21 protein-coding genes and 1 pseudogene are annotated in these 23,332 nt (G+C 69.0%); 2 read left to right on the top strand and 20 right to left on the bottom strand.

Translation table 11 applies throughout. From position 1 onward, the window contains the following. Positions 1-27: 27 nt before the first annotated feature. From HUN08_RS07320 to HUN08_RS07290, 7 genes are all read right to left on the bottom strand, one after another. Entirely contained in the window at positions 28-1,365 is a 1,338-nt protein-coding gene (locus HUN08_RS07320) for an ammonium transporter (RefSeq protein WP_124247530.1), read from the bottom strand. Between the two features lie 88 nt (positions 1,366-1,453). After that, on the bottom strand, positions 1,454-2,506 hold the full coding sequence (locus HUN08_RS07315) for a MerR family transcriptional regulator (protein WP_124247429.1): 1,053 nt from the start codon (positions 2,504-2,506) through the stop codon (positions 1,454-1,456). A 5-nt stretch (positions 2,507-2,511) separates the two neighbouring features. Next, positions 2,512-3,156 (bottom strand): HEAT repeat domain-containing protein, encoded by a 645-nt coding sequence (locus HUN08_RS07310; protein WP_124247430.1) that lies wholly within the window; start codon positions 3,154-3,156, stop codon positions 2,512-2,514. Between the two features lie 77 nt (positions 3,157-3,233). After that, a complete protein-coding gene (gene ftsY, locus HUN08_RS07305; protein WP_124247431.1) occupies positions 3,234-4,463 on the bottom strand; it encodes a signal recognition particle-docking protein FtsY in 1,230 nt (409 codons plus the stop codon). A gap of 40 nt (positions 4,464-4,503) precedes the next feature. Further along, a complete protein-coding gene (gene smc, locus HUN08_RS07300; RefSeq protein ID WP_124247432.1) occupies positions 4,504-8,121 on the bottom strand; it encodes a chromosome segregation protein SMC in 3,618 nt (1,205 codons plus the stop codon). A gap of 19 nt (positions 8,122-8,140) precedes the next feature. Next, positions 8,141-8,437: an acylphosphatase gene (locus HUN08_RS07295; protein WP_124247433.1), complete on the bottom strand. Its 297-nt coding sequence runs from the start codon at positions 8,435-8,437 to the stop codon at positions 8,141-8,143. Between the two features lie 4 nt (positions 8,438-8,441). Next, a complete protein-coding gene (locus tag HUN08_RS07290; protein ID WP_124247434.1) occupies positions 8,442-8,852 on the bottom strand; it encodes an OsmC family protein in 411 nt (136 codons plus the stop codon). Between the two features lie 343 nt (positions 8,853-9,195). On the opposite strand from HUN08_RS07290, the gene HUN08_RS07285 reads away from it, so the two are divergent. Continuing rightward, positions 9,196-9,561 (top strand): DUF2510 domain-containing protein, encoded by a 366-nt coding sequence (locus tag HUN08_RS07285; protein ID WP_124247435.1) that lies wholly within the window; start codon positions 9,196-9,198, stop codon positions 9,559-9,561. A gap of 8 nt (positions 9,562-9,569) precedes the next feature. Here the strand turns inward: HUN08_RS07285 and HUN08_RS07280 are convergent. Then, positions 9,570-9,734, bottom strand: a pseudogene (locus tag HUN08_RS07280) (zinc finger domain-containing protein); the annotation flags it as partial. Positions 9,735-10,308: 574 nt separating this feature from the next. On the opposite strand from HUN08_RS07280, the gene HUN08_RS07275 reads away from it, so the two are divergent. Continuing rightward, complete coding sequence (locus HUN08_RS07275) at positions 10,309-11,307, top strand: HNH endonuclease (RefSeq protein ID WP_124247436.1); 999 nt, start codon at positions 10,309-10,311, stop codon at positions 11,305-11,307. Between the two features lie 50 nt (positions 11,308-11,357). Here the strand turns inward: HUN08_RS07275 and mutM are convergent, their stop codons facing one another. The 12 genes from mutM to HUN08_RS07215 form a co-directional block, all read right to left on the bottom strand. Further along, positions 11,358-12,263: a bifunctional DNA-formamidopyrimidine glycosylase/DNA-(apurinic or apyrimidinic site) lyase gene (gene mutM / locus HUN08_RS07270; protein ID WP_124247437.1), complete on the bottom strand. Its 906-nt coding sequence runs from the start codon at positions 12,261-12,263 to the stop codon at positions 11,358-11,360. Then, positions 12,256-12,969 carry a ribonuclease III gene (rnc, locus tag HUN08_RS07265; protein WP_124247438.1) on the bottom strand — a complete coding sequence of 238 codons (714 nt, stop codon included), beginning with the start codon at positions 12,967-12,969 and terminating at the stop codon, positions 12,256-12,258. Before rnc ends, mutM begins: the two co-directional genes overlap by 8 nt. Before the next feature lie 6 nt (positions 12,970-12,975). Beyond that, positions 12,976-13,542: a DUF177 domain-containing protein gene (locus HUN08_RS07260; protein ID WP_124247439.1), complete on the bottom strand. Its 567-nt coding sequence runs from the start codon at positions 13,540-13,542 to the stop codon at positions 12,976-12,978. 27 nt (positions 13,543-13,569) lie between these two features. Continuing rightward, positions 13,570-14,352, bottom strand: coding sequence for a DivIVA domain-containing protein (locus HUN08_RS07255; RefSeq protein ID WP_124247440.1), 783 nt, complete (start codon positions 14,350-14,352; stop codon positions 13,570-13,572). A 105-nt stretch (positions 14,353-14,457) separates the two neighbouring features. Next, positions 14,458-14,946, bottom strand: a complete 489-nt coding sequence (gene coaD / locus HUN08_RS07250; protein ID WP_124247441.1) for a pantetheine-phosphate adenylyltransferase — start codon at positions 14,944-14,946, stop codon at positions 14,458-14,460. A gap of 24 nt (positions 14,947-14,970) precedes the next feature. After that, complete coding sequence (locus HUN08_RS07245) at positions 14,971-16,269, bottom strand: glycoside hydrolase family 125 protein (protein ID WP_124247442.1); 1,299 nt, start codon at positions 16,267-16,269, stop codon at positions 14,971-14,973. After that, entirely contained in the window at positions 16,266-16,826 is a 561-nt protein-coding gene (gene rsmD, locus HUN08_RS07240) for a 16S rRNA (guanine(966)-N(2))-methyltransferase RsmD (RefSeq protein ID WP_124247443.1), read from the bottom strand. The genes HUN08_RS07245 and rsmD overlap by 4 nt, the downstream gene beginning before the upstream one ends. An 18-nt stretch (positions 16,827-16,844) precedes the next feature. Continuing rightward, a complete protein-coding gene (gene proB / locus HUN08_RS07235) occupies positions 16,845-17,972 on the bottom strand; it encodes a glutamate 5-kinase (protein WP_301546938.1) in 1,128 nt (375 codons plus the stop codon). Continuing rightward, entirely contained in the window at positions 17,969-19,507 is a 1,539-nt protein-coding gene (gene obgE / locus HUN08_RS07230; protein ID WP_124247445.1) for a GTPase ObgE, read from the bottom strand. Before obgE ends, proB begins: the two co-directional genes overlap by 4 nt. Before the next feature lie 100 nt (positions 19,508-19,607). Continuing rightward, positions 19,608-19,871: a 50S ribosomal protein L27 gene (rpmA, locus tag HUN08_RS07225; protein WP_124247446.1), complete on the bottom strand. Its 264-nt coding sequence runs from the start codon at positions 19,869-19,871 to the stop codon at positions 19,608-19,610. 13 nt (positions 19,872-19,884) lie between these two features. After that, positions 19,885-20,196: a 50S ribosomal protein L21 gene (rplU, locus tag HUN08_RS07220; protein ID WP_124247447.1), complete on the bottom strand. Its 312-nt coding sequence runs from the start codon at positions 20,194-20,196 to the stop codon at positions 19,885-19,887. Positions 20,197-20,332: 136 nt separating this feature from the next. Then, positions 20,333-23,296: a translation initiation factor IF-2 N-terminal domain-containing protein gene (locus HUN08_RS07215; protein ID WP_124247448.1), complete on the bottom strand. Its 2,964-nt coding sequence runs from the start codon at positions 23,294-23,296 to the stop codon at positions 20,333-20,335. Between the last annotated feature and the right edge of the window lie 36 nt (positions 23,297-23,332).

Below are 23,332 nucleotides of genomic sequence, written 5' to 3'. Positions count from 1 at the left end.
GTCCGGTGTTCAGCCTAGTTCCGGTGCTCACGCCAAGTCGTAAGCGGTTTCGGCGTGTGCCGCCTCGTCGATTCCGTTCATCTCGTCTTCCTCGCTGATCCGCCACCCGAGCGGCTTCAGTACGAAGACGATGATCGCAGTCAACACCCCGGTGAACACCAGCGCCACGAGCGCGATCACAGTCTGCACCGCCAACTGCTTGAGGTCGTGTCCGTAGAACAGACCCGTCTCCTTGGCGAGCAGTCCGATGCCGATGGTTCCCCAGAGGCCCGAGACGAGGTGGACGCCCACGACGTCGAGCGAGTCGTCGTAGCCCAGCTTGGTCTTCAGCGAGATCGCCAGGGCCGAGAGGATGCCGGCCACCGCACCGAGCGCGATCGAACCGATCGGGGTTAGCGCGGCACAGGCGGGCGTGATGGCGACCAGGCCCGCGACGATGCCCGAGGCGGCACCGACGCTCGTGGGGTGACGGTCGCGGATCCATTCCACGGCGAGCCAGCCGATCATCGCGGCGGCGGTGGCGACGGTGGTGTTGACCCAGACGAGGCCGGCGCTGCCGTCGGCCGCCAGTTCCGAACCGGCGTTGAAGCCGAACCAGCCGAACCACAGGAGTGCGGCGCCGAGCATCACGAACGGGATGTTGTGGGGCCGGTACGCGACCTTCCCGAAGCCGCGACGGGCGCCGATGATCAGGACGACCACCAGGGCCGCCATACCGGCGTTGATGTGGACCACGGTGCCGCCGGCGAAGTCGATCGGCGCCACCGACGCGGCGTCACCGGCTTCGTTCTTGCCGAACATCTTGGCCGCGAGGCCGTCCGGCGAGGCCGAGAGCAGGCCGCCGCCCCAGACCATGTGCGACAGCGGGAAGTACACCAGGGTGGCCCAGACGCCGGAGAACACCAGCCAGGTCCCGAAGGAGACGCGCTCGGCGAGCGCGCCGCTGATCAACGCCACGGCGATGACGGCGAACGTCAGCTGGAAGGCCAGGAAGACCAGTGCCGGGATCGAGCCGCCGGGTGCGTTGAGCACCACGTGGGTGGCGTCACCGACCTTCTTGGTCTCCGTCAGCTGGTCCGAGCCGAACAGGCTGAACGGATTGGAGAAGATCCCGGCGATGTCCTTCTTGCCGGTGATCGTGCTGCCGAAGGATTCGGAGAATCCCCAGAGCACATAGATGATGCCGACGACCCCGATCGAGCCGAACGACATCATCATCATGTTCAGCACGGATTTCCCTCGGGAAAGTCCGCCGTAGAAAAATGCGAGCGCCGGGGTCATCAGCAGCACGAGTGACGCGCTGATCAGCATCCACGACGTGTTGCCTGTGTCTGCGGCGCCGAACACGTTGTCCGGCAATGCCATTACGGTTTGTCCCACCACGGGCCGTCCTCCTTGCTTTAACCACACCTGGGTGCTCCGGTGTTGAGAGCAAGATTGCTAGGCCGCTGTTTCAGCGTCTGTCCCCATCGGGTTTCGCTCGTGTGAACGCCCGCCGGGATCGTGTTTCGGGCGCGTTAAGACGCAGAATCGAGGCCGCCGTCGCCGCGAGGACCGGCTCGTCTTCCGCGGCCACCCGTGTGAGAAGACCAGACGCCTCCGGTCCGGGAATCTCGGCGAGCGCCTGGATCAAGCGCAGCCGTTGCGCGGGCTCGACCGTCCCCTCGAAGGCCGTCCACAGCGCCGAGGCGATGACCCGCGAAGGCACGGCGGCGCCGGTCAGGCTCCCCAACGTCTCCGCCGCCTCGACATCGTTTCGCCCGGCGACGATCATGCCCACCAGATGCTCGACGGCCGCCGGCTCCCCGCGTCGACCGAGTTCCACCGACGCCCGGTCCCGTATCGAGAGGTCGGTATCGGCGAGCGCACCGCGGAGAAGCTCGGTGGCCCGGTCCGCGTCGATCTCCGTGACCGCGGCCAACGCTCGCCGCCTCACCTGCGCGTCCGTCGACGCCAGCCCGCCGGCCAGGGCCGCCAGCGCCTCCTCGCCGGCCCGGGCGACCGCCCACCGCAGCGCGCCGGCGACGTTGGGGTCGGCCTCGGAGAACAGGGCCTCCACCAGTGTCTCGACCGGCAAGTCGGTGCCCTCGCGGCGGGCGAGTGCGGCTCGTTGGCGCCGCGAACCCGAGTCCGAGGCCAGGTCGTGCAGCAGTCCGACGACGTCGACCACGTCCTCCCAGTTCTCCGGAGCACCCGCCCCGACCTGTTCGAGCCGGTGGAGGAGTCGCTGCTGCTCGTCGATGCGGGCCCGGGTGTGCGCGAGGAGGTCGGCCCACACCGACGCCGGATCGAAGGTCGGTTCGTCGAGTGCCCGGCGGACCTCGCTCAACGACAACCCCAGCGTCCGCAGGCATTCGACGTGGAGGAGTCGGCGCACATCGTCGACCGAGTATTCGCGGTATCCGGCCGACGTGCGCTCGCTCGGCACCACCAGTCCGAGGTCGTCGTAGTGGCGCAGCATCCGGGCACTCACCCCCGAGTGTCGTGCCACCTCCCCGATCCGCATCGCGCTCACCCCTGCCCGGCGCTGCCCAAAGACGCGATCCGCTTGGCCATCTCCACCGACGGGGCGAAGCCGCTGTCCGGATCCCGCCGCAGCCGCTCGGTGGCCTCGGCATGCTCGCGGACACCGTGGTCCGCGCTCGTCGATGCGACGCTCAGCACCTCCTGCGCGGCCTCCCCCAACCCGGCCAAGGCCCGGCTGAGGCTGCGGTGCACGTCGAGGTCGCCGCGCCCGAGCTGTCCGGCCAGTTGCTCGGCCAACTCGCCTTCGGCGCCCTCGGGCACCACGACGACCGCGGCCCGCCACGCGCTGCGGGCGACATCGTCATCGGTGTCGGCGATCAGCTCGCGGACCCGGGGCCACGCCGAAGAGTCACCGATCTTCGACAGCGTGTGCAGGGCCTGCGCCCTGGCCTGCGGAACCGACGAGTCGAGTTGGGCCGTCAGCATGGGCACAACGATGCCGACCGGTAGCCGGCACACGGCCCAGGTCAGCATGTCGCGGACGAAGAAGTCGGGTTCCACCGCGCATCGGGCGATCAGTGCACCGGCGAGTTCGGGATCGGCGGCACGGCCGGCCATCAGGGCGGCGCGCAGGCGCGTCGAGGGATCGGTTGCCGTCAACGCCGCGGCGGTCGTCGTGGTCGTGGTCATCGAAACCACCTCCTTCGACCTCCAGCACAACCCTTCACACAGTGTGAAGGTCAAGCGACCGAAGGGCCACGCGGCGTCTACAGCAACGCGTCGACGAAGGCCTCCGGGTCGAAGGGGGCCAGGTCGTCGGCACCCTCCCCCAGTCCGACGAGCTTGACCGGGACGTCGAGCTCCTCCTGGACGGCGAACACGATGCCACCCTTGGCGGTGCCGTCGAGTTTGGTCAGGACCACGCCGGTGATGTCGACGACGTTGGCGAACACCCGGGCCTGGGCCAGGCCGTTCTGTCCGATCGTCGCATCCAGGACGAGCAGCACCTCGTCGACGTCGGCCTTCTTCTCGACGACGCGCTTGACCTTGTCCAGCTCGTCCATCAGGCCGGTCTTGGTGTGCAACCGCCCGGCGGTGTCGACGATGACGACGTCGACTCCGCTGTCGATTCCGGTGGTCACGGCGTCGAAGGCGACCGACGCCGGGTCCGCCCCCTCTTTGCCGCGCACGGTATCGGCACCGACGCGCTCCCCCCACGTCTGGAGCTGATCGCCCGCGGCGGCGCGGAACGTGTCGGCCGCGCCGAGCAGCACCCGGCGACCGTCGGCCACCAGGACGCGGGCCAGCTTGCCGGTCGTCGTCGTCTTCCCGGTGCCGTTGACGCCGACGACGAGGACCACCGCGGGCCGCCCGTCGTGGGGCAACGCCTTGACCGACCGGTCCAGCTCGGGGCGCAGCTGATCGGTGAGCACACGCTTCAGCAGCGCACGCGCCTCGTCGCCGTTGCGAATGCTCTTCGCGGCCAATTCGGTTCGGAGCTTTCCGGTGATCGCCATCGTCGCGGTCGTCCCGACGTCGGCCATCAGCAGGGTGTCCTCGACCTCCTCCCAGGAGGACTCGTCGAGGTCGCCGCCGCCGAGGAGACCGAGCACGCTCTTGCCCAACGCGCCCTGCGACCGCGCCAGGCGACCGCGCAACCGCCCGAGTCGGCCCGCCGTCGGGGCGATCTCGTCGAGTTCGGGCTCGGGCGCGAGTTCGGGCTGGGGCTCGGGCTCTCGATATTTCTCCTCGGCTGGCGCCTCGGCGGTACTCGACCCGAGCGGCTCCTTCTCCAGGACCGCGGTATCGCCGCCCTGCCCGAAGTCGAAGCCGGATTGCGTCTGGTAGCCGCCCTTGCGGGCGGATTCGACGGCGCGTTCGCGTTCGGCCGAGCCCAGCGAGACGCGACGACGCCGCGCCAGCACCAGGCCCAAGGCGATGATCGCGAGGACCAGCACGACCGCGACGACGATCCCGATGATGACCGGTGTTTCCACTGTTCTCCCTGGTTGGCGGTGACGCTAGTCGGCGTCGGCCCTAGTTGGCGTTGACAAGGTCTTGCCCGCGCAGGCGCTGCGAGATGACCTGGGTGATCCCATCGCCGCGCATACTCACACCGTAGAGGGCGTCGGCGACCTCCATCGTCGGCTTCTGGTGCGTGATGACGATGAGCTGCGACCGTTCGCGCAGCTGCTCGAACAACCCGATCAGGCGCTGCAGGTTCGTGTCGTCCAGGGCTGCCTCGACCTCGTCCATGACGTAGAACGGCGACGGCCGGGCGCGGAAGATGGCGACGAGCATCGCCACCGCGGTCAGCGACTTCTCCCCACCGGACAGCAGCGAGAGGCGCTTGACCTTCTTGCCCGGCGGGCGGGCCTCCACCTCCACGCCGGTGGTCAGCATGTCCGCGGGGTCGGTGAGGACGAGGCGCCCCTCGCCGCCGGGGAACAACTTGCCGAAGACCTCGGCGAACTCGCGCTCGACGTCGGCGTAGGCCTCCGTGAAGACCTCGAGGATGCGGGCGTCCACGTCCTCGACGACCTGCAGCAGGTCGGCGCGCGCCCCCTTCACGTCTTCGAGCTGGGCGGAGAGAAAGTTGTAGCGCTCCTCCAGCGCGGCGAACTCCTCAAGGGCAAGGGGGTTCACCTTGCCGAGGGTGTTCAGGTCCTTCTGCGCCTGCTTCGCGCGACGCTCCTGGGTGGCACGGTCGTAGGGCATGGGCGCGGGTGCGACGACGAGTTCGCCGCGCGCCTTCGCCTCCTCGTACTCGGCGATCTCCAGGGCCGAGGGCGGCATCGGCACGTCCGGCCCGTACTCGTTGATGAGGTCTTCCGGGGTGATCGCGAACTGCTCGGCGATCTGTTCCTCGAGCTGTTCGATGCGCATCGCCGCCTGCGCCTTGGCGACCTCGTCGCGGTGGACGGCGTCGCGCAGCCCGTCGAGCTGGGCGGTCAACGCACTCGCCCGCGTCTTGAGTTCGGCGACGGTCTCGGTGTGGGTGGCGCGGACCTGGCTCAGGTGATCGCGCGCCGCCTGGGCCTGCGCCACGGATTCGGCGAGGCGGGCGGCGACCTTGGCACCCGAATCGGCCACGGCGGCGGCGACCGTCGCCGCGTGGCGACGAGTGGCATCCGCCCGGCGGGCCCGTTCCCTGGCCTCGCGCTCCTGGCGCGCAGAGCGGCGCAGCCCCTCGGCGCGGCCGCGCGCCGAGGCCGAGCGTTCCTCGGCCGTGCGCAGGGCCAGGCGGGCCTCCACCTCGGCGGTGCGGGCCTGCGCGACGGCGGCGCTCGCCTCCTCGCGCCGCCCGTCGTCGACGAGACCGGCGGGGTTGCCGTCCCCGTCGCTGGGTTCCTCGCGGGCCAGGCGCAGGCGCTCGGTCAGGGCCGCCAGCTTCTCCACCGTCTCGGCATGACCGTCCTCGGCCAGTTGACGCTGGCGGGTGAGCCGGTCCGCCTCGTCCTGTGCGGCGCGGATGTCCTGGCCCAGTCGGGCGAGTTGTTCGTAGGCCGCTCCGAGCGACGAATCCGATTCGTGCAGCGCGGCGAGCGCCTCTTCGGCCGCCTCCCGACGGTCGGCCTGCTCGGTCAGCGCGCCGGCCAGCGCCGCGCCGAGTTCTTCTGCATTGCGGCTGGCCAGGGCGAGTTCAGCGGTGGCCGCGTCGATCGCCGACTGCACCTCCAGGCTGGAGGTCCGGCGAGCCGATCCGCCCTCGACGGAGGCCGCGCCGACTCGATCTCCGTCGGCGGTGACGACGGTCAGCTGGGGATGCGCGCTGACGAGTCGGCTCGCCACCGCCGTCGCGTCGTCGACGTCGGTGCCCAGCACGACGACGTCGGCCAGCAGGGTGTCGATGGCTCCCCGGATCGACGATGGGCAGGTGACGACCGAGCGCGCCCAGCGAGCACCGGTTGGCAGACTCGCCCCGCCGGGCTCGGGCAGTGCCCGCAGCCCGCCGACGAGCAGTGCGGCACGACCACCGTCGCCGGTCTTGAGCGCCTCGAGTGCTTTCGCCGCGGCCAGTGCGTCCACCGTCGCGATGGCGTCGACGCTCGAACCGAGCGCACCGGCCACCGCGGTCTCGTAGCCGGTCTGGACGGTCAGCAGATCCGATACCGGGGCCAGCAACCCGTCGGCGGCCTGTTCCAACAACCATGCGCCGCCGTCGTTGCGCTCGAGGCCGACGGCCAGCGCTTCGATGCGGGCGGTCAGCGAGGCGATCTTCTGCTCCGCCTCGCGTTCCGAGGCCCGCAGCGATTCGACCCGCTCGTCGGCCGCGGTAGCCGCGGCCGTGCAGCGTTCGTGGTGTTCGTCGAGGCCCTGCTCGGCCGACTCCATCTCGGCGACCGATGCCGAGACGGTGTCCATCTCGGTCTGCGCCTTCGCGGCGCGCTGCGCGGCGGCGTCGATGGCCGACGTCAGCCGCGCGGTCTCCGCGTCGACCGAATCGGCGCGGGTGGTCAGATTGGCGACCTCGCCCTCCAGGCGGGCCAGCCCTTCGCGACGGTCGGCGACGGCCGCGACGGCGGCGGCGTGTGCGCGTTCGACCGCGGTGGCGTGCTCCTCGGCCTGCGCCAGGCGTCCCTTCACCTCGTCGAGAGCGGCGGACGCCTGCTGCACCTGCGCGGCCAGCTCGGCCTCCTGCTCGGCGGCGCGGGCGGCCTGCGCGTCCAGCTCGTCGGGGTCGGGTCCGGTTGCGACGGTCGTCGGGGTCGCCAGGTGCTTGCTGCGCTCCTGCGCGACGCGGATCGTGGCGTCGACCCGCTCGGCAAGAGCGGACAGTCGGAACCAGCCCTGCCCCGCGGCCGCGGCGGCGGGTTCGATCTCGGCGAGTTGTGCCTCGTGGGCGGTCAACTCGGTGGTCGCGGCGTCCAGCGCGGTGGAGACCTCGGCCTGCTGGCGTCGGATGGTGTCCTCGAGTTGGGATTGCTCGGCCATCTCCGCGCGCCGGACCACCAGGTCGTCGGCGGCCAGGCGCAGCCGGGCGTCGCGCAGGTCGGCCTGCACGGTGGCGGCGCGCCGTGCGACCTCGGCCTGGCGTCCGAGTGGTTTGAGCTGGCGGCGGAGTTCCCCGGTCAAGTCCGTGAGCCGGGCGAGGTTGGCCTGCATGGACTCGAGCTTGCGGACGGCCTTCTCTTTGCGCTTGCGGTGCTTGAGGACGCCGGCGGCCTCTTCGATGAACGCCCGACGGTCCTCCGGTCGCGATTCGAGGATCGCGGCGAGGCGCCCCTGCCCGACGATGACGTGCATCTCGCGACCGATACCGGAGTCGCTGAGCAGTTCCTGCACATCCATGAGGCGACAGGATTCGCCGTTGATCTCGTATTCGCCCGCACCGTCGCGGAACATGCGCCGCGTGATGGAGACCTCGGAGTAGTCGATCGGGAGCGCGCCGTCGGAGTTGTCGATCGTCAGGGTGACCTCGGCCCGACCCAACGGCGGGCGGCCGGAGGTGCCCGCGAAGATGACGTCTTCCATCTTGCCGCCGCGCAGCGCCTTGGCGCCCTGCTCGCCCATCACCCAGGTGAGCGCGTCGACGACGTTGCTCTTCCCCGACCCGTTGGGGCCCACCACACAGGTGATCCCGGGCTCGAATCGCAGCGTCGTCGCCGACGCGAACGATTTAAAACCCTTAAGGGTGAGGGATTTCAGATGCACGACCGTACAGACTACCCACTCAACGCTCGACGAATCCGCGCAAGTCTCCGCGTGGTTCCTCGAATCGTTCGACGACGGTGTCGACGCGCCCGGGGGCATCGGGTCCGCGCAGGTAGCCGAGCATGTCGTCGAGCTTGGCGCGCGGTCCTTCGGCGACGACGTGGACGCGTCCGTCGGCGAGGTTCATCGCGTAGCCGACGAGGCCCAGTTCGAGGGCCCGCACCCGGGTTGACCAGCGGAAACCGACGCCCTGGACGTGGCCGTGCACAAAGGCGCTCAGCCGCTGCGGCCCGGTCACGTCGGCGTCGTCGGCCATCGGCCTAATCCGTCTCGATGGTCAGCGATACTCGGGTGCCCGCCTTGAGCGTGCGCCCGACGGTGCACGACCGGTCGACCGCGCGCTCGGCGACGACGAGCAGCCGCTTCACCGCCTCGGGGTCGCCCAGTTCGGACACGTCCAGCTCGAGTACCTCGTTGAGCTGCGGGTAGGTCTCCGACTCCCGGTCGGCGTCGCCACTGACCCGCACGGTCGCGTCGTAGTCGTCGCCGAGGCGGCGGGCCAGGGTGATGTCCGACGCCATGCCCGTGCATGCGGCCAGCGCGATCTTCAGCAGCTCGCCCGGAGTGAAGACGCCCTCGACGTCTTCGGAGCCGATCTGCACGGTAGCCCCGCGTGAGCTGTTGCCGACGTAGCGGCGTGATCCGGTGCGCTGTACCCAGAGTTCGGTCATGGTCCTATTCAACACGTGCCGGGTCCGGCGGCATTCCTCGAGTGTCTCGGGTCGAGGCAATCAGAGGTGCCGCGTCGGATCCATGCGCTGGTGCAGGATTCTGACCACATCGACGCCCTCTGCGCTCTCAACGTAGAAGACCAGGTGGCTGACGATGTCGAAACCGCACCGTACCGTTCGCGCTCTGGACGGAGAGTTCTACCCATTGCCAAGGAGAGAACCGGACCCTAGCGTCGTCATCGAAAACGACGAACGAGCGTCGAAGAGGCATGGTGCGCACCGCGACCATCGACGTGGGCAATCGCACCGAGGGTCAGCGGGCGGCGACAACGCAGGGGAAACGGTGACGAAAACGGCTGCGGCGGGATGGTATTCGAGCCGCTCGGGAGAACCGGGCTGGTACTCGTGGTGGGACGGACATGCCTGGACCGGCGACCGGCGACAGGGTTGGTCAGAACAGGAACGCACCCGGGCGATGGCCGCGGCGGTGCAGCGCGAGATCGCGCGCGGGGCAAAGGTCCGCTGGATCAACCCCTACCTGGTCGAGGTCGACCATCGCCCCGATGGTGCGCGACGGAAGGAGACCATTCTCCGGTGGCTGCCCGGGCTGGGGAATCTCTGGGGGTGGCTGCTCATTCAAAGCGTTCGAAGTAACGCGCGGTTCATGCTGTTCATCAACGAGGTGGGCGAGATTGGCCGCTCGTCCTGACCGACCCGCTACCAAGCGGGCTCCGCCAGCCGTCTCGGCGGTCGCTGACAACTTGGACAATAGAACGAGCTGCGATTCATGAATGACTCGCGTCGCATGGTCGAGCCGCAGCGGTAGCAGGGCCGGCCTTCACGACCGTAGGCATTCAAGGAGCGGGCGAAGTAGCCGGACTTGAGCACCATCTGACATTGATGCCCACGTTTGTCCGACCATGGCCGAAAACGCGGACTAGCTCAATCGACAGAGCACGACGGACAAACATGTGGAACCGGCGTGCGTTCTCGCGGGGTGGCTGCCGTACCGCGCGGCGGAGTGTGCCGGGCTACTCCGAGTAGGGCGCCAGCTGCGAGTCGCCTGCGACGACCAGAGCGTCGACAACCCGCTGCCAGGTGGCGAGTGGTGCCGCGTCAGTCGCCGCCGGCCGAACTTCGATCAGCCACGTCGAGAGCAGGTAGCTCCGCCGGGCTACCTGGTCCGGCTTGGCGAGCACGAGATCCGCGACCCACGGCAAACCAAGACGAACCTGGTCCGCAGCGCCCGTATGAAGCTGATCAGATGATCGACGCACGTCGCATCGCCCCTAGCGCGCCCGAGGGGCCCTCACGGCCAGAGTCCGCCAGCAGACCGGCCCCGCACCGGAGTGCACCAGATCAGCGGACGATGACACCCCAACTTTGTCGGAGGTGCTCTATATTCTGGGAGCAGACGTCACGGACGAAAACATAGCTCTACTTAGGAGAAACACGGATGCCCAAGTGGCTCTTCATCACGTTAGTCATTACGTTGCCACTCCTTTTCGGCTCGATCCATCCGATCCTGTTCATTCTCGTCCTCGCCGGGGTGCTGATCGCGAATCCGATCATCTGGAAGCACCGGAAGAACAAGTACTTCAACAGTGAAGAGTTCCAAGGGCTCCGCGCTCAGATTGCCTCCGTCGTTGCCGAGCACAACGAGGTCGTGAACTACGTCGCGGAGATTCGCGGACGGGGTGCCTTCGAGCTGGGCACGTCCTCCACCGGGCAGTACGCTCACCTCGCGACGTTCGAGAACACTTCGAGCTGGAACTATCAGCGCAACCGCAACGTGGCCGAGTACGCGCCGCACGTCCATAACGCGTCGCTGCAGGTGGTGCGCAACGCGAGCATGGATCCGATCAAGTACCTGATGAAGTACTTTGAGATCAAAGCGAACCAAGAGACGCTGGCCGACGTGCAGCGGGTGGCCGAGGACATCTCGCGACTAGAAGAGGCCGTCGCCAACGTGCAGCGCCGCGAGGCAGAAATTGCAGCAATGATCAACCCGCCCGCGTTCATCCTCCAGCGGTACGCGGACGAGTTCTGGATCTTCGTCGGCGTGCACCTCTCGCCGATAACGGTGCCCTATCCGAACTACAAGTTCCAGTACGTCTCCGCCGGTGGCAACAGCGGCCAGACGGTGAATATCGACCTGAATACCCCGACCCTCGACGCTCTCTCGGAAACACTCGCGCAGAAGATTCGCTGGTCGAAGTCGGCCGCCGGTCAGCGGGCGCTGATGACCGCCCGCTTACGCGGCTGGATCAAGGATCGTGATGACCATACCTGTCAGAACCCCGCATGCGGCGTCTCGGTCGCCGTCGAGCCGAACCTGCTCCTCGAAGTTGATCACATCGTGCCGGTGTCCAAGGGAGGCCTCAGCGAGCCCGAGAACCTTCAGACGCTGTGCTGGCGTTGCAACCGCGCCAAGGGTGCGAAGATGGCCGCCTAACATCTTGTCCACGCACACGAGCGCCCGATAGGAGCGGAACACCTCGACCATCAGACGCCTGGCGTCGATGAACTCCGCTGACAACGCGGGCAAAAGTGACTGGAGCGATTCATGAACTGCTCGCGTGCAATCGGTGCTCCACACCGATTGCACGGCGCCCCAGCCCGGCCATAAACGTCAAGAGATCGGGAAAAATACCCCGACTCGCCGTTGACGTTCACATACAGTTCGTCGAACGAGCTACCACCCACGGCCAGCGCCTCGTCCATCACGGCCCGCGCGTGACCGAGCAGTTCCACCAGCTTGACCTTCGAGATCGAATCGGTGAGCCTCGTGCCGCGCAGGCGCGCCCGCCAGAGCGCCTCGTCGGCGTAGATGTTGCCGATGCCCGAGACCAGCGACTGGTCGAGCAGCGCACGTTTGACCTCGGTGTGCTTGCGGCGCATAACCCCCGCGACTCTCTCCGCGTCGTAAGCCTCGTCGAACGGGTCCGGCGCGATATGAGCAATGATCGACGGCACCGACCGTCCCAGCGAATGGAGATCGGGCACCAGGTCGTCGACCTGCCAGCCGCCGAAGGTCCGCTGGTCGACGAACCAGAACTCACTCGGGCCGCCGTCGGCCCCGATCAGCTCGGAGCGGATGCGCAGGTGCTTGGTCTCCCCCGCCGGCTTGTCCTCGTCGACGATCCGCAGCTGCCCGCTCATACCGAGGTGGATGACCAGCGCCTCGTCGACGACGCCCGAAGGATCCGCGAGTTCGAGCCACAGGTATTTGCCGCGTCGCCGGGCCGCGACCGCGGTCGTCCCGCGCAGCCGACCGACGAGTGCGGCCGCTCCCCCGACCTGGCGTCGGACGGCCCGGTCGTGGTGTACCTGGACACCGGTGAACGTCGCACCGATGACGTGCTTCTCTACGCCGAGCCGAACCGTCTCGACTTCGGGAAGCTCAGGCACCCTCCTGCCTCGCGTCGAGCACCTTCCACGCCTCCTCGGCGGCGACCTGCTCGGCCTCCTTCTTGGAGCGCCCGACTCCGCTGCCGAGTTCCTCCCCGCCGACGATGGCCGTCGCGGTGAACTCCTTGTCGTGGTCTGGACCGGTGGAGGTGATGGAGTACGACGGCGGGCCAAGCGAGCGCGCCGCGGACAGCTCCTGCAGCGAGGTCTTCCAGTCCAGCCCGGCTCCGAGCCGCCCGGCATCGGCAACCGCGTCGCTGAACAGCTTGAGGATCACCTTCTTCGCGGGTTCGAACCCGTGCTCCAGGTACACCGCGCCGAGCAGCGCCTCCATCCCGTCGGCCAAGATGCTGTCCTTGTCGCGGCCGCCGGTCATCTCCTCGCCACGGCCGAGGTACAGGTGCCGACCGAGTCCGCCCGGCCCCAAGGTGCGCGCCAGACGCGCCAGGGCCTGCCCGTTGACGACGCTGGCGCGGATCTTGGCCAGCTCCCCCTCCGGGCGGTCCGGGTAGTCGCGATACAGCTTCTCGGTGACGACGACGCCGAGCACCGAGTCGCCGAGGAACTCCAGCCGCTCGTTCGTCGGCAAACCGCCGTTCTCATAGGCGTAGGAGCGGTGCGTCAGCGCCAGGGTCAGCAGATCGTCGTCGACGGTGATGCCGAGCGACGAGAGCAGTGCCGCGGGGTCGCGGTCCGATGCAGCCATACCCGATCAGCCGTTGCCCTGCTCGGGCTGGCGCATCTCGTCGAGCTTGCCGGTCAATCCGGCCCAGCGCGGGTCGATCTTCTCGTGCCCATGCCCCGGCTCGGCGACGGCGAGCGCGACCCCGCAGTCCGGACACAACCCCGGGCAGTCCTCACGGCACAACGGCGACATCGGCAGCTCCAGGCCGACGGCGTCGATGAGCGTCTGCTCGAGGTCGATCTGGTCGTCGGAAATGCGGTGGACCTCCTCGTCGGAGGTCGTCTTGTCGGTCTCGCTGTCGGGGTAGGCGAACAGTTCGGTAAGGAAGACGGTGACCGTGTCCTCCAGGGGTTCCAGGCATCGAACGCACTGTCCCTCGGTCTCGCCGCACGCGGTACCGGTGACCAGGACGCCTTCGGAAACCGCCTCCAGACGTAGGTCCAGATCCATCTCGGTCCCCGGTTCGATGGCGACCATTTCGGTGCCGATACGGATCGGGCTGGCCACCGTCCGGTGACACTCGATCATGCTGCCGGGACGGCGCCCCAATGATCGGACATCGAGGACAAAAGGTGCGTCAACTGCTTGAGCCACACCGACACGATACGCCCCACGGGCGGCTTATACCGCGACCGGAGGCTCCCGGTCGGCGTCGTCGACCGCACGCGGGTACTCGACGTAGTCGTGCGTGCCGGCGCCGGTCCGCAGCTGCTGGCGACCGCGACCCACCGAGCGCAGCGTTCCGGTGAGGATCTCCTCGAAATCGGCGAGCTTGGTGTCGACGTAGATGTCGCAGTCGCCGCGCAGTCGATCGGCCTCCGCGTGGGCGGCGTCGATGATGCGCTGCGCCTCCGACTTGGCCGCGGCGACGACCTCGGTCTCGGCGACGAGGCGCTGCTGCTCGGCGATACCGTCGGCCACCGAGCGCTGGTAGTGCGCGTTGGCGTTCTCGATGATCCGACCGGCCTCCGAGCGGGCGCGACCGGTCAGCGACTCGTGTTCGCGCGCGGCGCTGGTGGTGAGGCGGTGGGCCTCCTCGGTCGCGTCCTCGATCAGGGTGCGGCTGTGGTTGGACGCCTCCTCGGCCGTGCGATCGGCGACCGCGCGCGCATCGGCGAGGATGCGGTCGGCCTCGGCCTTGGCCCCGGCGAGCATCGCGTCGGCGTCGGCGCGGGCGGTGGCGACCATCGAGTCGGCGTTCTGACGCGCGGAGCCGACGAGCGAATCCCGCTGGTCGAGCACGTCTTGGGCATCGTCGAGTTCGCCCGGGATGGAGTCTTTGATGTCGTCGAGGAGTTCGAGCACGTCCCCGCGCGGAACCATGCAGCCCGCGGTCATCGGCACGGCGCGCGCCTCTTCGACGATGGCGACCAGTTCATCGAGGGCTTCGAATACGCGGTACACAGCAACACCCCTGTCTCATAGTGACTTATGAGGCCATTGTGCCGAATGTTACTGGTGTGATTGGGGAGGCTTCCAGGTCGGCGTGTCGTGTCGTCCGTGCAGGGGCTACACGCTCAGTTCGCCATTGACCTTCCGCATCACGGCGGCAAAGACGTCGGGCGGCAGGAACGGCTCCACGTCGCCGCCGAGCTTCGCCACCTCCTTCACCAGTGAACTGGACACGTGCGCGAACTTCGGATCTCCCCACAGGAAGAGCGTCTCGACGTCGGCGAGCTCTCGGTTCATCTGTGCCATCGGCACCTCGTATTCGAAGTCGACGGTGGATCGCAGTCCCTTGACCATCGTCGTGATGCCCTCGTTGCGCATGTAATCCACCAGCAGGCCGCGCCAGCGGTCCACGCGCACATTCGGCAGATCGGCGCATGTCGACGAGATCAGGTCGATCCGTTCGTCGACGGTGAACATCCCCTGCTTATTCGGATTGACGACGACGGTGACGACCACCTCGTCGAAGCGGGCGGCGGCCCGCTCGACGACGAAGCGGTGGCCGAGAGTGAACGGATCGAAGGAACCCGGGCACAATGCGATGCTCATGGGCACGAACCTACCGTGCGCCGGTCACGGGGCACAGACGTGCAGCGCCAACTCGCAGAACATCGAGTCGGCCCAGCTGAACCACTCGCGGGTGTAGCGCGTCGGATCGTCGACGTGGAAGCTCTCGTGGACGTACTCGGTGTCCGCGGTCGTCTCCGCGATCAACTGCAGCAATCGCATCGACTCAGCCGGGTCGGGCGAGGTCAGCCCGGCGACGGCCAGCGCGATCGGCCACACGTGGTCGACCGGGGTGTGGGGGCTCCCCGGTCCGGCGGCGACCCGGCCGCGGTAGAAGTACGGGTTGTCGCCGGAGAGGACGAACCGCCGGGTGCGCACATAGCGCGGATCGTCGGCCGCGATCCCCGCGACCAGTGGCAACGAGAGCAGGCTCGGCATGTTCGCGTCGTCGGCGAGAAGGGCCGATCCCAGACCGTCGACCTCGTAGGCCCAGATCTCGCCGTGGCGCAGATGCACGACGCGGCCGTGCTGCGCCACCCCGTCGCGCAGGCCAGCGGCCAATTCCCCGGCCCGCGCCGCCAGCCCGTCGTCGCTTCCGCGCAGGCGCGCGGCGATCCCGTCGAGCGTATGAGCGGCCATCAGATTCGCCGGTACCAAATAGCCGTAGGTGCAGGCGTCGTCCGACGGGCGGAATCCCGACCAGGTCATACCCGTCACCGCCACCGGCGAACCGAGTCCGTCGCGCGGCAACGTGTCCTGCGCGACGGTGTCGGGGCGGACGAAGCGATACGACGAGGAGCCCTCGTGGTCGAGTTCGACGCTCAGCGTGTCGATCGCGGCCACGGCGGCCGCGTGGAAGGCATCGTCGAAATGGTCGGCGGTACCGGTCGCTTCGGCCAGTTGCTCGGCGAGTTGGAACGGGAAGCAGAGCGAGTCGATCTCGTATTTGCGCTCCCACAACCACGGGTCGTCGCCGAGGTCGCGAGGCTCGTGGCAGTTGCCGTTAGGGGCGGCGTTGAACGCATTCGCGTACGGATCGTGGGCGACATAGGCGAACTGTCGGCGCACCACCGCGCCGATCACCTCGGTCAGTGCGCCCAGGCGCGGATCGTCGTCGAGCGCGAGCAGGCGCACATAGGGGCGCATCTGTGTGGCGGCGTCGCGCAACCACATCGCCGGGATGTCACCGGTGATGACGAAGACGGTCCCGTCGTCGAGCGGGTGCAGCGTGCGCGCCAACGTCCGGCGCATTGCGGCGGCGAAGAGGTTGGCGCACTCGGCGCCGGCGGCCGCGTCGACCCGGTCGGTCCACCGCGCCAGGACGGGCGACGGCAGCAGAACGTCGGGGTCGAGGGGCGTCGTCATGGCTGCCCCGGCGTCGCGACCTGCGCCCACTCGGTGCGGGTATCGCCGTAGACCTTCTCCAGTACCGGCTCCAACCCGTCCGGCCATCGGGTCGCAGCGCAACGCTTGGCGCGTTCGAGGACCAGGTAGCCGTCGCCGAGCACGGGCGCCACCAGGCACAGGATCGTCGCGAGGTCGTCGTCGGGCAGGCCGTACGGCGGATCGCAGAACACCATGTCGAACCGTCCCGGCGTACCGCGCAGGAAGCTCGCGGCATCCTGGCGCGCCACCGTCGACCGCTCCCCCGCCGCGCACGCCGCGATATTGGCGCGCAGCCCCTCGACGGCCCGCCTGTCCTCGTCGACGAATACCGCCGACGCCGCACCGCGCGACAGCGCCTCCAGGCCGAGTGCCCCGGTACCGGCGAAGAGGTCGAGCACCGTCATGCCGGTGAGGTCGACCCGTGCGTCGAGCGCGGCGAACAGCGCTTCGCGCACCCGGTCCGACGTGGGACGCGTGGCGTCGGACTCGACGACGAGCCGTCGGCCGCGATAGTCCCCGGCGATGATCCTGGGCATTCAGCGCATCCCGGTCATCTACAGCAGCGCCAGGTCATCGGCGTGGACCACCGGGCCGCGCAGATCCGCGGGCAGATCCGCGGTCGAGAGCCCGATCATGCGCGTCACCTCGTCGGTGCCGTATCCCACCACGCCCCGCGCGCAGACCTCTCCGCGCTGGTCGACGAGTTCGACGACGTCACCGGCGTCGAATGCGCCGTGCACCTCGACCACTCCGGCCGAGAGGAGCGAGCGCCGACGGGCGACCGCGGCGACGGCGCCGTCGTCGAGGATGAGCCGGCCGTGGGTCTCCGCGGCGTGCCGCACCCAGAACCGTCGCGCCGACATCCGCTCCGCGCGTGGCGCGAACGCCGTCCCCACCGACGCGTCGCGCAGCGCGGTGTCCGCGTCGTCGGCGGCGGCCAGCAGCACCGGGACGCCGCCGTCGGCGGCCAGCCGTGCGGCGGCCAGCTTCGACGCCATCCCGCCGGTGCCGAGGGAGCCGCCGGCACCCGTGATCACGCCGTCGAGATCCGCCGGCCCAGCGACCTCGGGGATGAACCGCACCGGATGCCCGGGGGTGGCCTTGCGCGGGTCGCCGTCGTACAGCCCGTCGATGTCGGACAACAGGATCAGCGCCTCCGCGCCGGCCAGGTGCGCGACGAGCGCCGCCAGCCTGTCGTTGTCGCCGAAGCGGATCTCGTTGGTGGCGACGGCGTCGTTCTCGTTGACGACGGCCACCGCGCCGAGTGCGCGCAACCGGTCCAGGGTGCGTTGCGCGTTGGCGTGGTGGGAGCGCCGCGAGATGTCGTGCGCGGTGAGCAGGACTTGGCCGACGACGCGGTCGTAGCGGCCGAAGGAGGTACCCCACGCGTGCGCCAAGGCCAACTGACCGACGCTGGCCGCGGCCTGCTTGGTGGCCAGGTCGGCCGGGCGTTTGCGCAGCCGCAGCGGAGCCAGGCCGGCGCCGATGGCCCCCGACGAAACGATGATGACGTCGGTACCCGACCGCATGCGGTGTTCGAGCGCGTCGGCAAGCCGATCCAGCCGGTCGACGTCGAGCCCTTCGCCGAGGTCGGTGATGGCGGCCGAGCCGATCTTGACTACGACGCTGCGCGCGGTGGCCACCGCCTCGCGGGTCGGCGAGGTCAGCGCGGGGGCATTCACCGCCCGTCCCCCCGGTCGCCGTCCTCCTCGTCGCCGCCGTCGAGGGTGTCGAGGTGGTCCCATTCGTCGTGGTGCTCGCGGCGCAACTTGCGTGCGGCTTTGCGGTCGGTGGCGCCGATGCGGTCACTGCGATCCAGCCGGATGTCGGTGCCGCGTCCGGTGATGGGCACGTCGTCGCCGCTCGGGGCGGTGGGCTCCCAATCGAAGGAGACGTCGCCGACCGTCACCGGCGCACCGGGCTCGGCGCCCAGTCGGTTCAGCTCGTCCTCGACGCCGAGGCGGCTCAACCGGTCGGCGAGGTAGCCGACGGCCTCGTCGTTGTCGAACTGGGTCTGCCGGATCCATCGCTCCGGACGTTCACCGCGCACGATGAATCCACCGGGCACCTCGGGATCGGGCTCGACGGTGAACTCGGCCGCGTCGACGGCCTTGGGCCGGATCACCGTGCGCTTGGCCACCTGCTCCGGTTGGGCGTCGCGGTATTCGTGCACCATCTTGGCCAGCGCGAATGCGAGTTCGCGCAATCCCTCACGACTGACCGCGGAGACCCGGTAGATCGGCCAGCCGAACTTCTCCAGGTCCTTCTCGACGATGTCGGCGAGTTCGGCGGCCTCGGGGATGTCGGTCTTGTTGAGGATGACGATGCGCGGGCGCTTGGCGAGGTCGCCGAGGCCGTGGTCGTCGTCGAGGGCCGGCTGATACGCGGCGAGTTCGGCTTCGAGTGCCTCGATGTCGGACACCGGATCGCGTCCCGGTTCGAGGGTCGCACAGTCCACGACGTGGGCCAGCAGCGCACAGCGCTCGATGTGGCGCAGGAAGTCCAATCCCAGGCCGCGCCCCTCCGAGGCCCCGGGAATCAGGCCGGGGACGTCGGCGATGGTGAAGGCGTCGATGCTGCTCGACCGATCCCCCGCCTTTCCGGGGGCGGTCTGCACCACGCCCAGGTTGGGCGCCAGGGTGGTGAACGGGTAGTCGGCGATCTTCGGCTTGGCCGCCGAGAGCACCGACACCAGCGACGACTTGCCCGCCGACGGGAAGCCGAGCAGACCGACGTCGGCCACCGACTTCAGTTCGAGGACGAGTTCCCGCTCCTGACCGGGCTCGCCGAGCAGCGCGAAACCGGGCGCCTTGCGCGCCTTGGAGGCCAGCGCGGCATTGCCCAGCCCGCCCCGGCCACCCTGGGCCGCGACGAAGGTGGTGCCCGCACCGACCATGTCGGCCAGGATCTTCCCGTTCCGGTCGAGGATGACGGTGCCGTCCGGCACGGCGAGTTCCAGGTCGTCGCCGTTGGCGCCGTTGCGGTTGTCACCCATCCCCGGTTTGCCGTTGCCGCCGCTGGCATGCGGCCGGAAGTGGAAATCGAGCAGCGTGTGGACCTGCGGGTCGACCACGAGCCGCACGTCGCCGCCGCGGCCGCCGTTGCCGCCGTCGGGCCCGCCGAGCGGCTTGAACTTCTCCCGGTGCACCGACGAACACCCGTGGCCGCCGTTTCCGGCGGTCACGTGGATCGCCACCCGGTCGACGAAGCGCGACATCGGTCCCTCCTGATCAGAACTGCGGTGAAATACAAACAGGGCGGGCCTGGGGATCTCGGTGATCCCCGCCCGCCCTGCTTGAGAGCTTATGCGCCCCGGATCAGACCGAAGCGGTATCCGGAACGATGTTCACGGTCTTGCGGCCGCGCTTGCTGCCGAACTCGACCGCACCCGCCGCCAGGGCGAACAGGGTGTCGTCGCCACCACGGCCGACGTTCACGCCGGGGTGGAAATGGGTGCCGCGCTGGCGGACGAGGATCTCGCCGGCGTTGACCTTCTGGCCGCCGAAGCGCTTCACGCCGAGGCGCTGGGCGTTGGAATCGCGACCGTTACGGGAGCTCGATGCGCCCTTCTTGTGTGCCATCTGAGGTGCTCCTCTACTTGATTCCGGTGACCTTGAGCACCGTCAGCTGCTGACGGTGGCCCTGGCGCTTGTGGTAGCCGGTCTTGTTCTTGAACTTGTGGATGCGGATCTTCGGGCCCTTGACGTGCTCGACGACCTCGGCGGCGACCGAGACCTTGGCAAGCTTGTCCGCCTCGGTGGTCAACTTCGCACCGTCGACGACCAGCGCGACCGGGAGCTTCACGGTGCTGCCGGGCTCGCCGTCGAGCTTCTCGACCTTCACCACGTCGCCTTCGGCGACCTTGTACTGCTTACCGCCGGTCTTGACGATCGCGTACGTAGCCATCGGGTATTCCCTCAATCTTCGTTGTCACAAATAAAATGCCTGCCTGCGTTTGCGCTGCAGGTAGGCGACTTTCCAAGGTTACGGGAGCGACTCGCCGCCGGTCAAACCGACGGGCCGCTCCCCGACGTGAGCGCGCTCACGCCTCGTGCTGGGGCGCCCCCGACGGTCGGCTGGCGGCTCGTCGGCGCGGACGCCTGACGACGGCCACCGCCTCCGATTCTGCTGCGGCCGACGTCGGCCCGGCCGTGGTCGTGGTCTGGGTCGGCGGCGTCTCATGGTTGTCGGCACCGATCACGATCGTCGTGCCCGATCCGGTCGACACCGGCGCACGCCGGACCCGACGATGGCGCGCCTTCGGGGCGGGGGCCGGCTCCGGCTCCGCCTCGACGACCACCGTTTCGACGAGAACCTCTTCGACGACGGACTCGGCTACCGCGGGCTCGGGCTCCACGGCCTCCGGCTCGGCAGTATCCGGCTCGGTGGCGACGACGGCCTCCGCCTCCACAGCATCCAGGGTGTCGACGGCGTCGGCGGCGTCGACACCGATCACTTCGTCGGCCTCGTCGACGTCGATGTGATCGACGGCTTCGTCGTCGTGCTCGTGGATGTGGGCGTGCATCGCGCGGAACAGCGGGTGCTCGGCGGGGTTGTGCGTCGGCGACTTGCCCGCGTCGGGCGCGCCACCCTCGGACTTCCCCTTCTTGCGGCGCGAGCGCTTCGACCCGCCGCCGTCGCGGCCGGCGTCGTCGGAGGAACGCACCTCGACGGGGTCGGCATGCACGATGACCCCACGGCCGGCGCAGTTGGTGCAGGTGGTCGAGAAGGCCTCGAGCAGACCCGTGCCCAACCGCTTGCGCGTCATCTGGACCAGGCCCAACGACGTCACCTCGGACACCTGGTGGCGGGTCCGGTCACGCGCGAGGGCCTCGGTGAGACGCCGCAGCACGAGGTCGCGGTTCGATTCGAGCACCATGTCGATGAAGTCGACGATGATCATGCCGCCCAGGTCGCGCAGACGCACCTGCCGCACGATCTCCTCGGCCGCTTCCAGGTTGTTGCGGGTGACCGTCTCCTCGAGGTTGCCGCCCGAACCGGTGAACTTGCCGGTGTTGACGTCGATGACCGTCATCGCCTCGGTGTGCTCGATGATGAGCGTGCCGCCCGACGGCAGCCAGACCTTGCGGTCGAGCGCCTTCGCGAGCTGCTCGTCGATCCGGTGGGTGACGAAGGAGTCGGGTGCGTCGGGGCCGTTCTTCTCGAAGCGCTCGACACGGTCCATGAGATCCGGCGCCACGTCGTTGATGTAGCGCTCGACCAGGCTCCAGGCAGTCTGCCCCTCGACGACCAATTTCTTGAAGTCCTCGTTGAACAGGTCGCGCACCACGCGCACCAGCAGGTCCGGCTCCTCGTAGAGGGCCTTCGGCGCCACCGACTTGGCCTTGCCGCCCTTACCGCCCTTGGTCGAATCCTCGGTCGCGGCCTCGATCTTGGTCCACTGCGCCTCCAGGCGCTTGATGTCGGCCTCGAGGTCCTCGGCGCTGATCCCCTCCGACGCGGTGCGGATGATGACGCCGGCGCCCTCGGGCACGATCTTGCCGAGAATGGACTTGAGACGCTTGCGCTCGACATCGGGGAGCTTGCGGCTGATGCCCGTCGACGAGCCGCCCGGCACGTAGACCAGGTAGCGGCCGGCCAACGAGATCTGCGTGGTCAACCGGGCACCCTTGTGCCCGACGGGGTCCTTGGACACCTGGACGAGCACGTTGTCGCCCGGTTTGAGGGCCTGCTCGATCTTGCGGGAACCGCCGTCGAGTCCGGCGGCCTCCCAGTTCACCTCGCCGGCGTAGAGGACGCCGTTGCGGCCGCGGCCGATGTCGACGAAGGCCGCCTCCATGCCGGGCAGGACGTTCTGCACGCGGCCGAGGTAGATGTTGCCGACCATCGACGTCGAGTTGGCCGTGGTCACGAAGTGTTCGACCAGCACACCGTCTTCGAGGACGGCGACCTGCGTGTAGTCCTCGTGGTCCTTCTCCGCGGCGGCGTGCACCTTCTCGCGCACCACCATCACGCGGTCGACGGCCTCGCGACGCGCCAGGAACTCGGACTCGCTCAAGATCGGTGGGCGACGACGGCCGGCGTCGCGCCCGTCGCGCCGGCGCTGCCGCTTGGCCTCGAGACGCGTCGAACCGGAGATGCCCTGCACCTCGTCACGGACCCGCTTGCTGCGCGGCTCCCGTTCGTGCACGACGGTGTTCGGCGGATCATCCGGCGAGCCTTCGTCGGCACCCTCCCCGCCCGTCTTGCGACGGCGGCGGCGTCGACGGCGCTTGGAGGTCGCGCCGGTGCCGTCCTCGTCATCGGACTCGTCGGCGTCCGACCCGTCGGTGTCGGAAGCTTCGGAGTCGTCGGCCTCCGAGGCGGGCTTCGCCGTGCCCTTCTCCGCGTCGGCTGCCGATTGATCGGCCGTGCCGCCGTCCTCGGTCTGCTCGTCGCCCTCGGCATCGTCGCCGCCCTGGGCGTCGCCGTTGTCTCCGCGTCCCCGACCGCGGCCGCGGCGGCCCCGACGTCGCCGTCGGGCCCGGTTCGGCTGGTCGTCGGAGTCCTGCTGGGAGTCGTCCTCGTTTTCGACGACCTCGTCGTCACTCGCGGCCTCGTCCGTTGCGGCGCCGTCTTCGGCCTCTACCGGGGCTTCGGCCCGCTTGCGGGACGGCACCACGGACGGCTCGGGTTGCTGCGGCGGCAGGAACAGGGGGTTGACCGCGGCAGGTGCTACCGGTGCCGCGATGGGGGCGTCGGTGATCTCCGCCGCGGCGGAGAACAAGCTGTTGCCGCCCGCCTGGGCCTCGGTCTGCGACTCGGCAGATCCGGCGACCTCACCGGTCGGCAGCCCGCCTACGCGTTCGACGACGCGTTCGGCGATCCCCCGCTCGATAGTGGCGGAAGCGCTGCGGATCTCTGATCCGAGCGCCTCGAGGTGGTCGAGCACCTCGCGGCTCGTGGCGCCCAGCAATCGGGCGAGGGCGTGCACGCGCATCTTGTCGGGAAGTTCTGTTGTCGGGCTCGACGCGTTCGCGTCAGCCGGCGACCCGTTCTCGGTCACGTATTCTCCTTGCACCCCCGGGCGCGTCGGACATCA

The sequence above is a fragment of the Gordonia sp. X0973 genome (genome assembly GCF_013348785.1).
Taxonomy (GTDB): Bacteria; Actinomycetota; Actinomycetes; order Mycobacteriales; family Mycobacteriaceae; genus Gordonia.
Note: the sequence above shows the minus strand (reverse complement) of the source record. Positions and strands in the feature narration are given on the sequence as shown.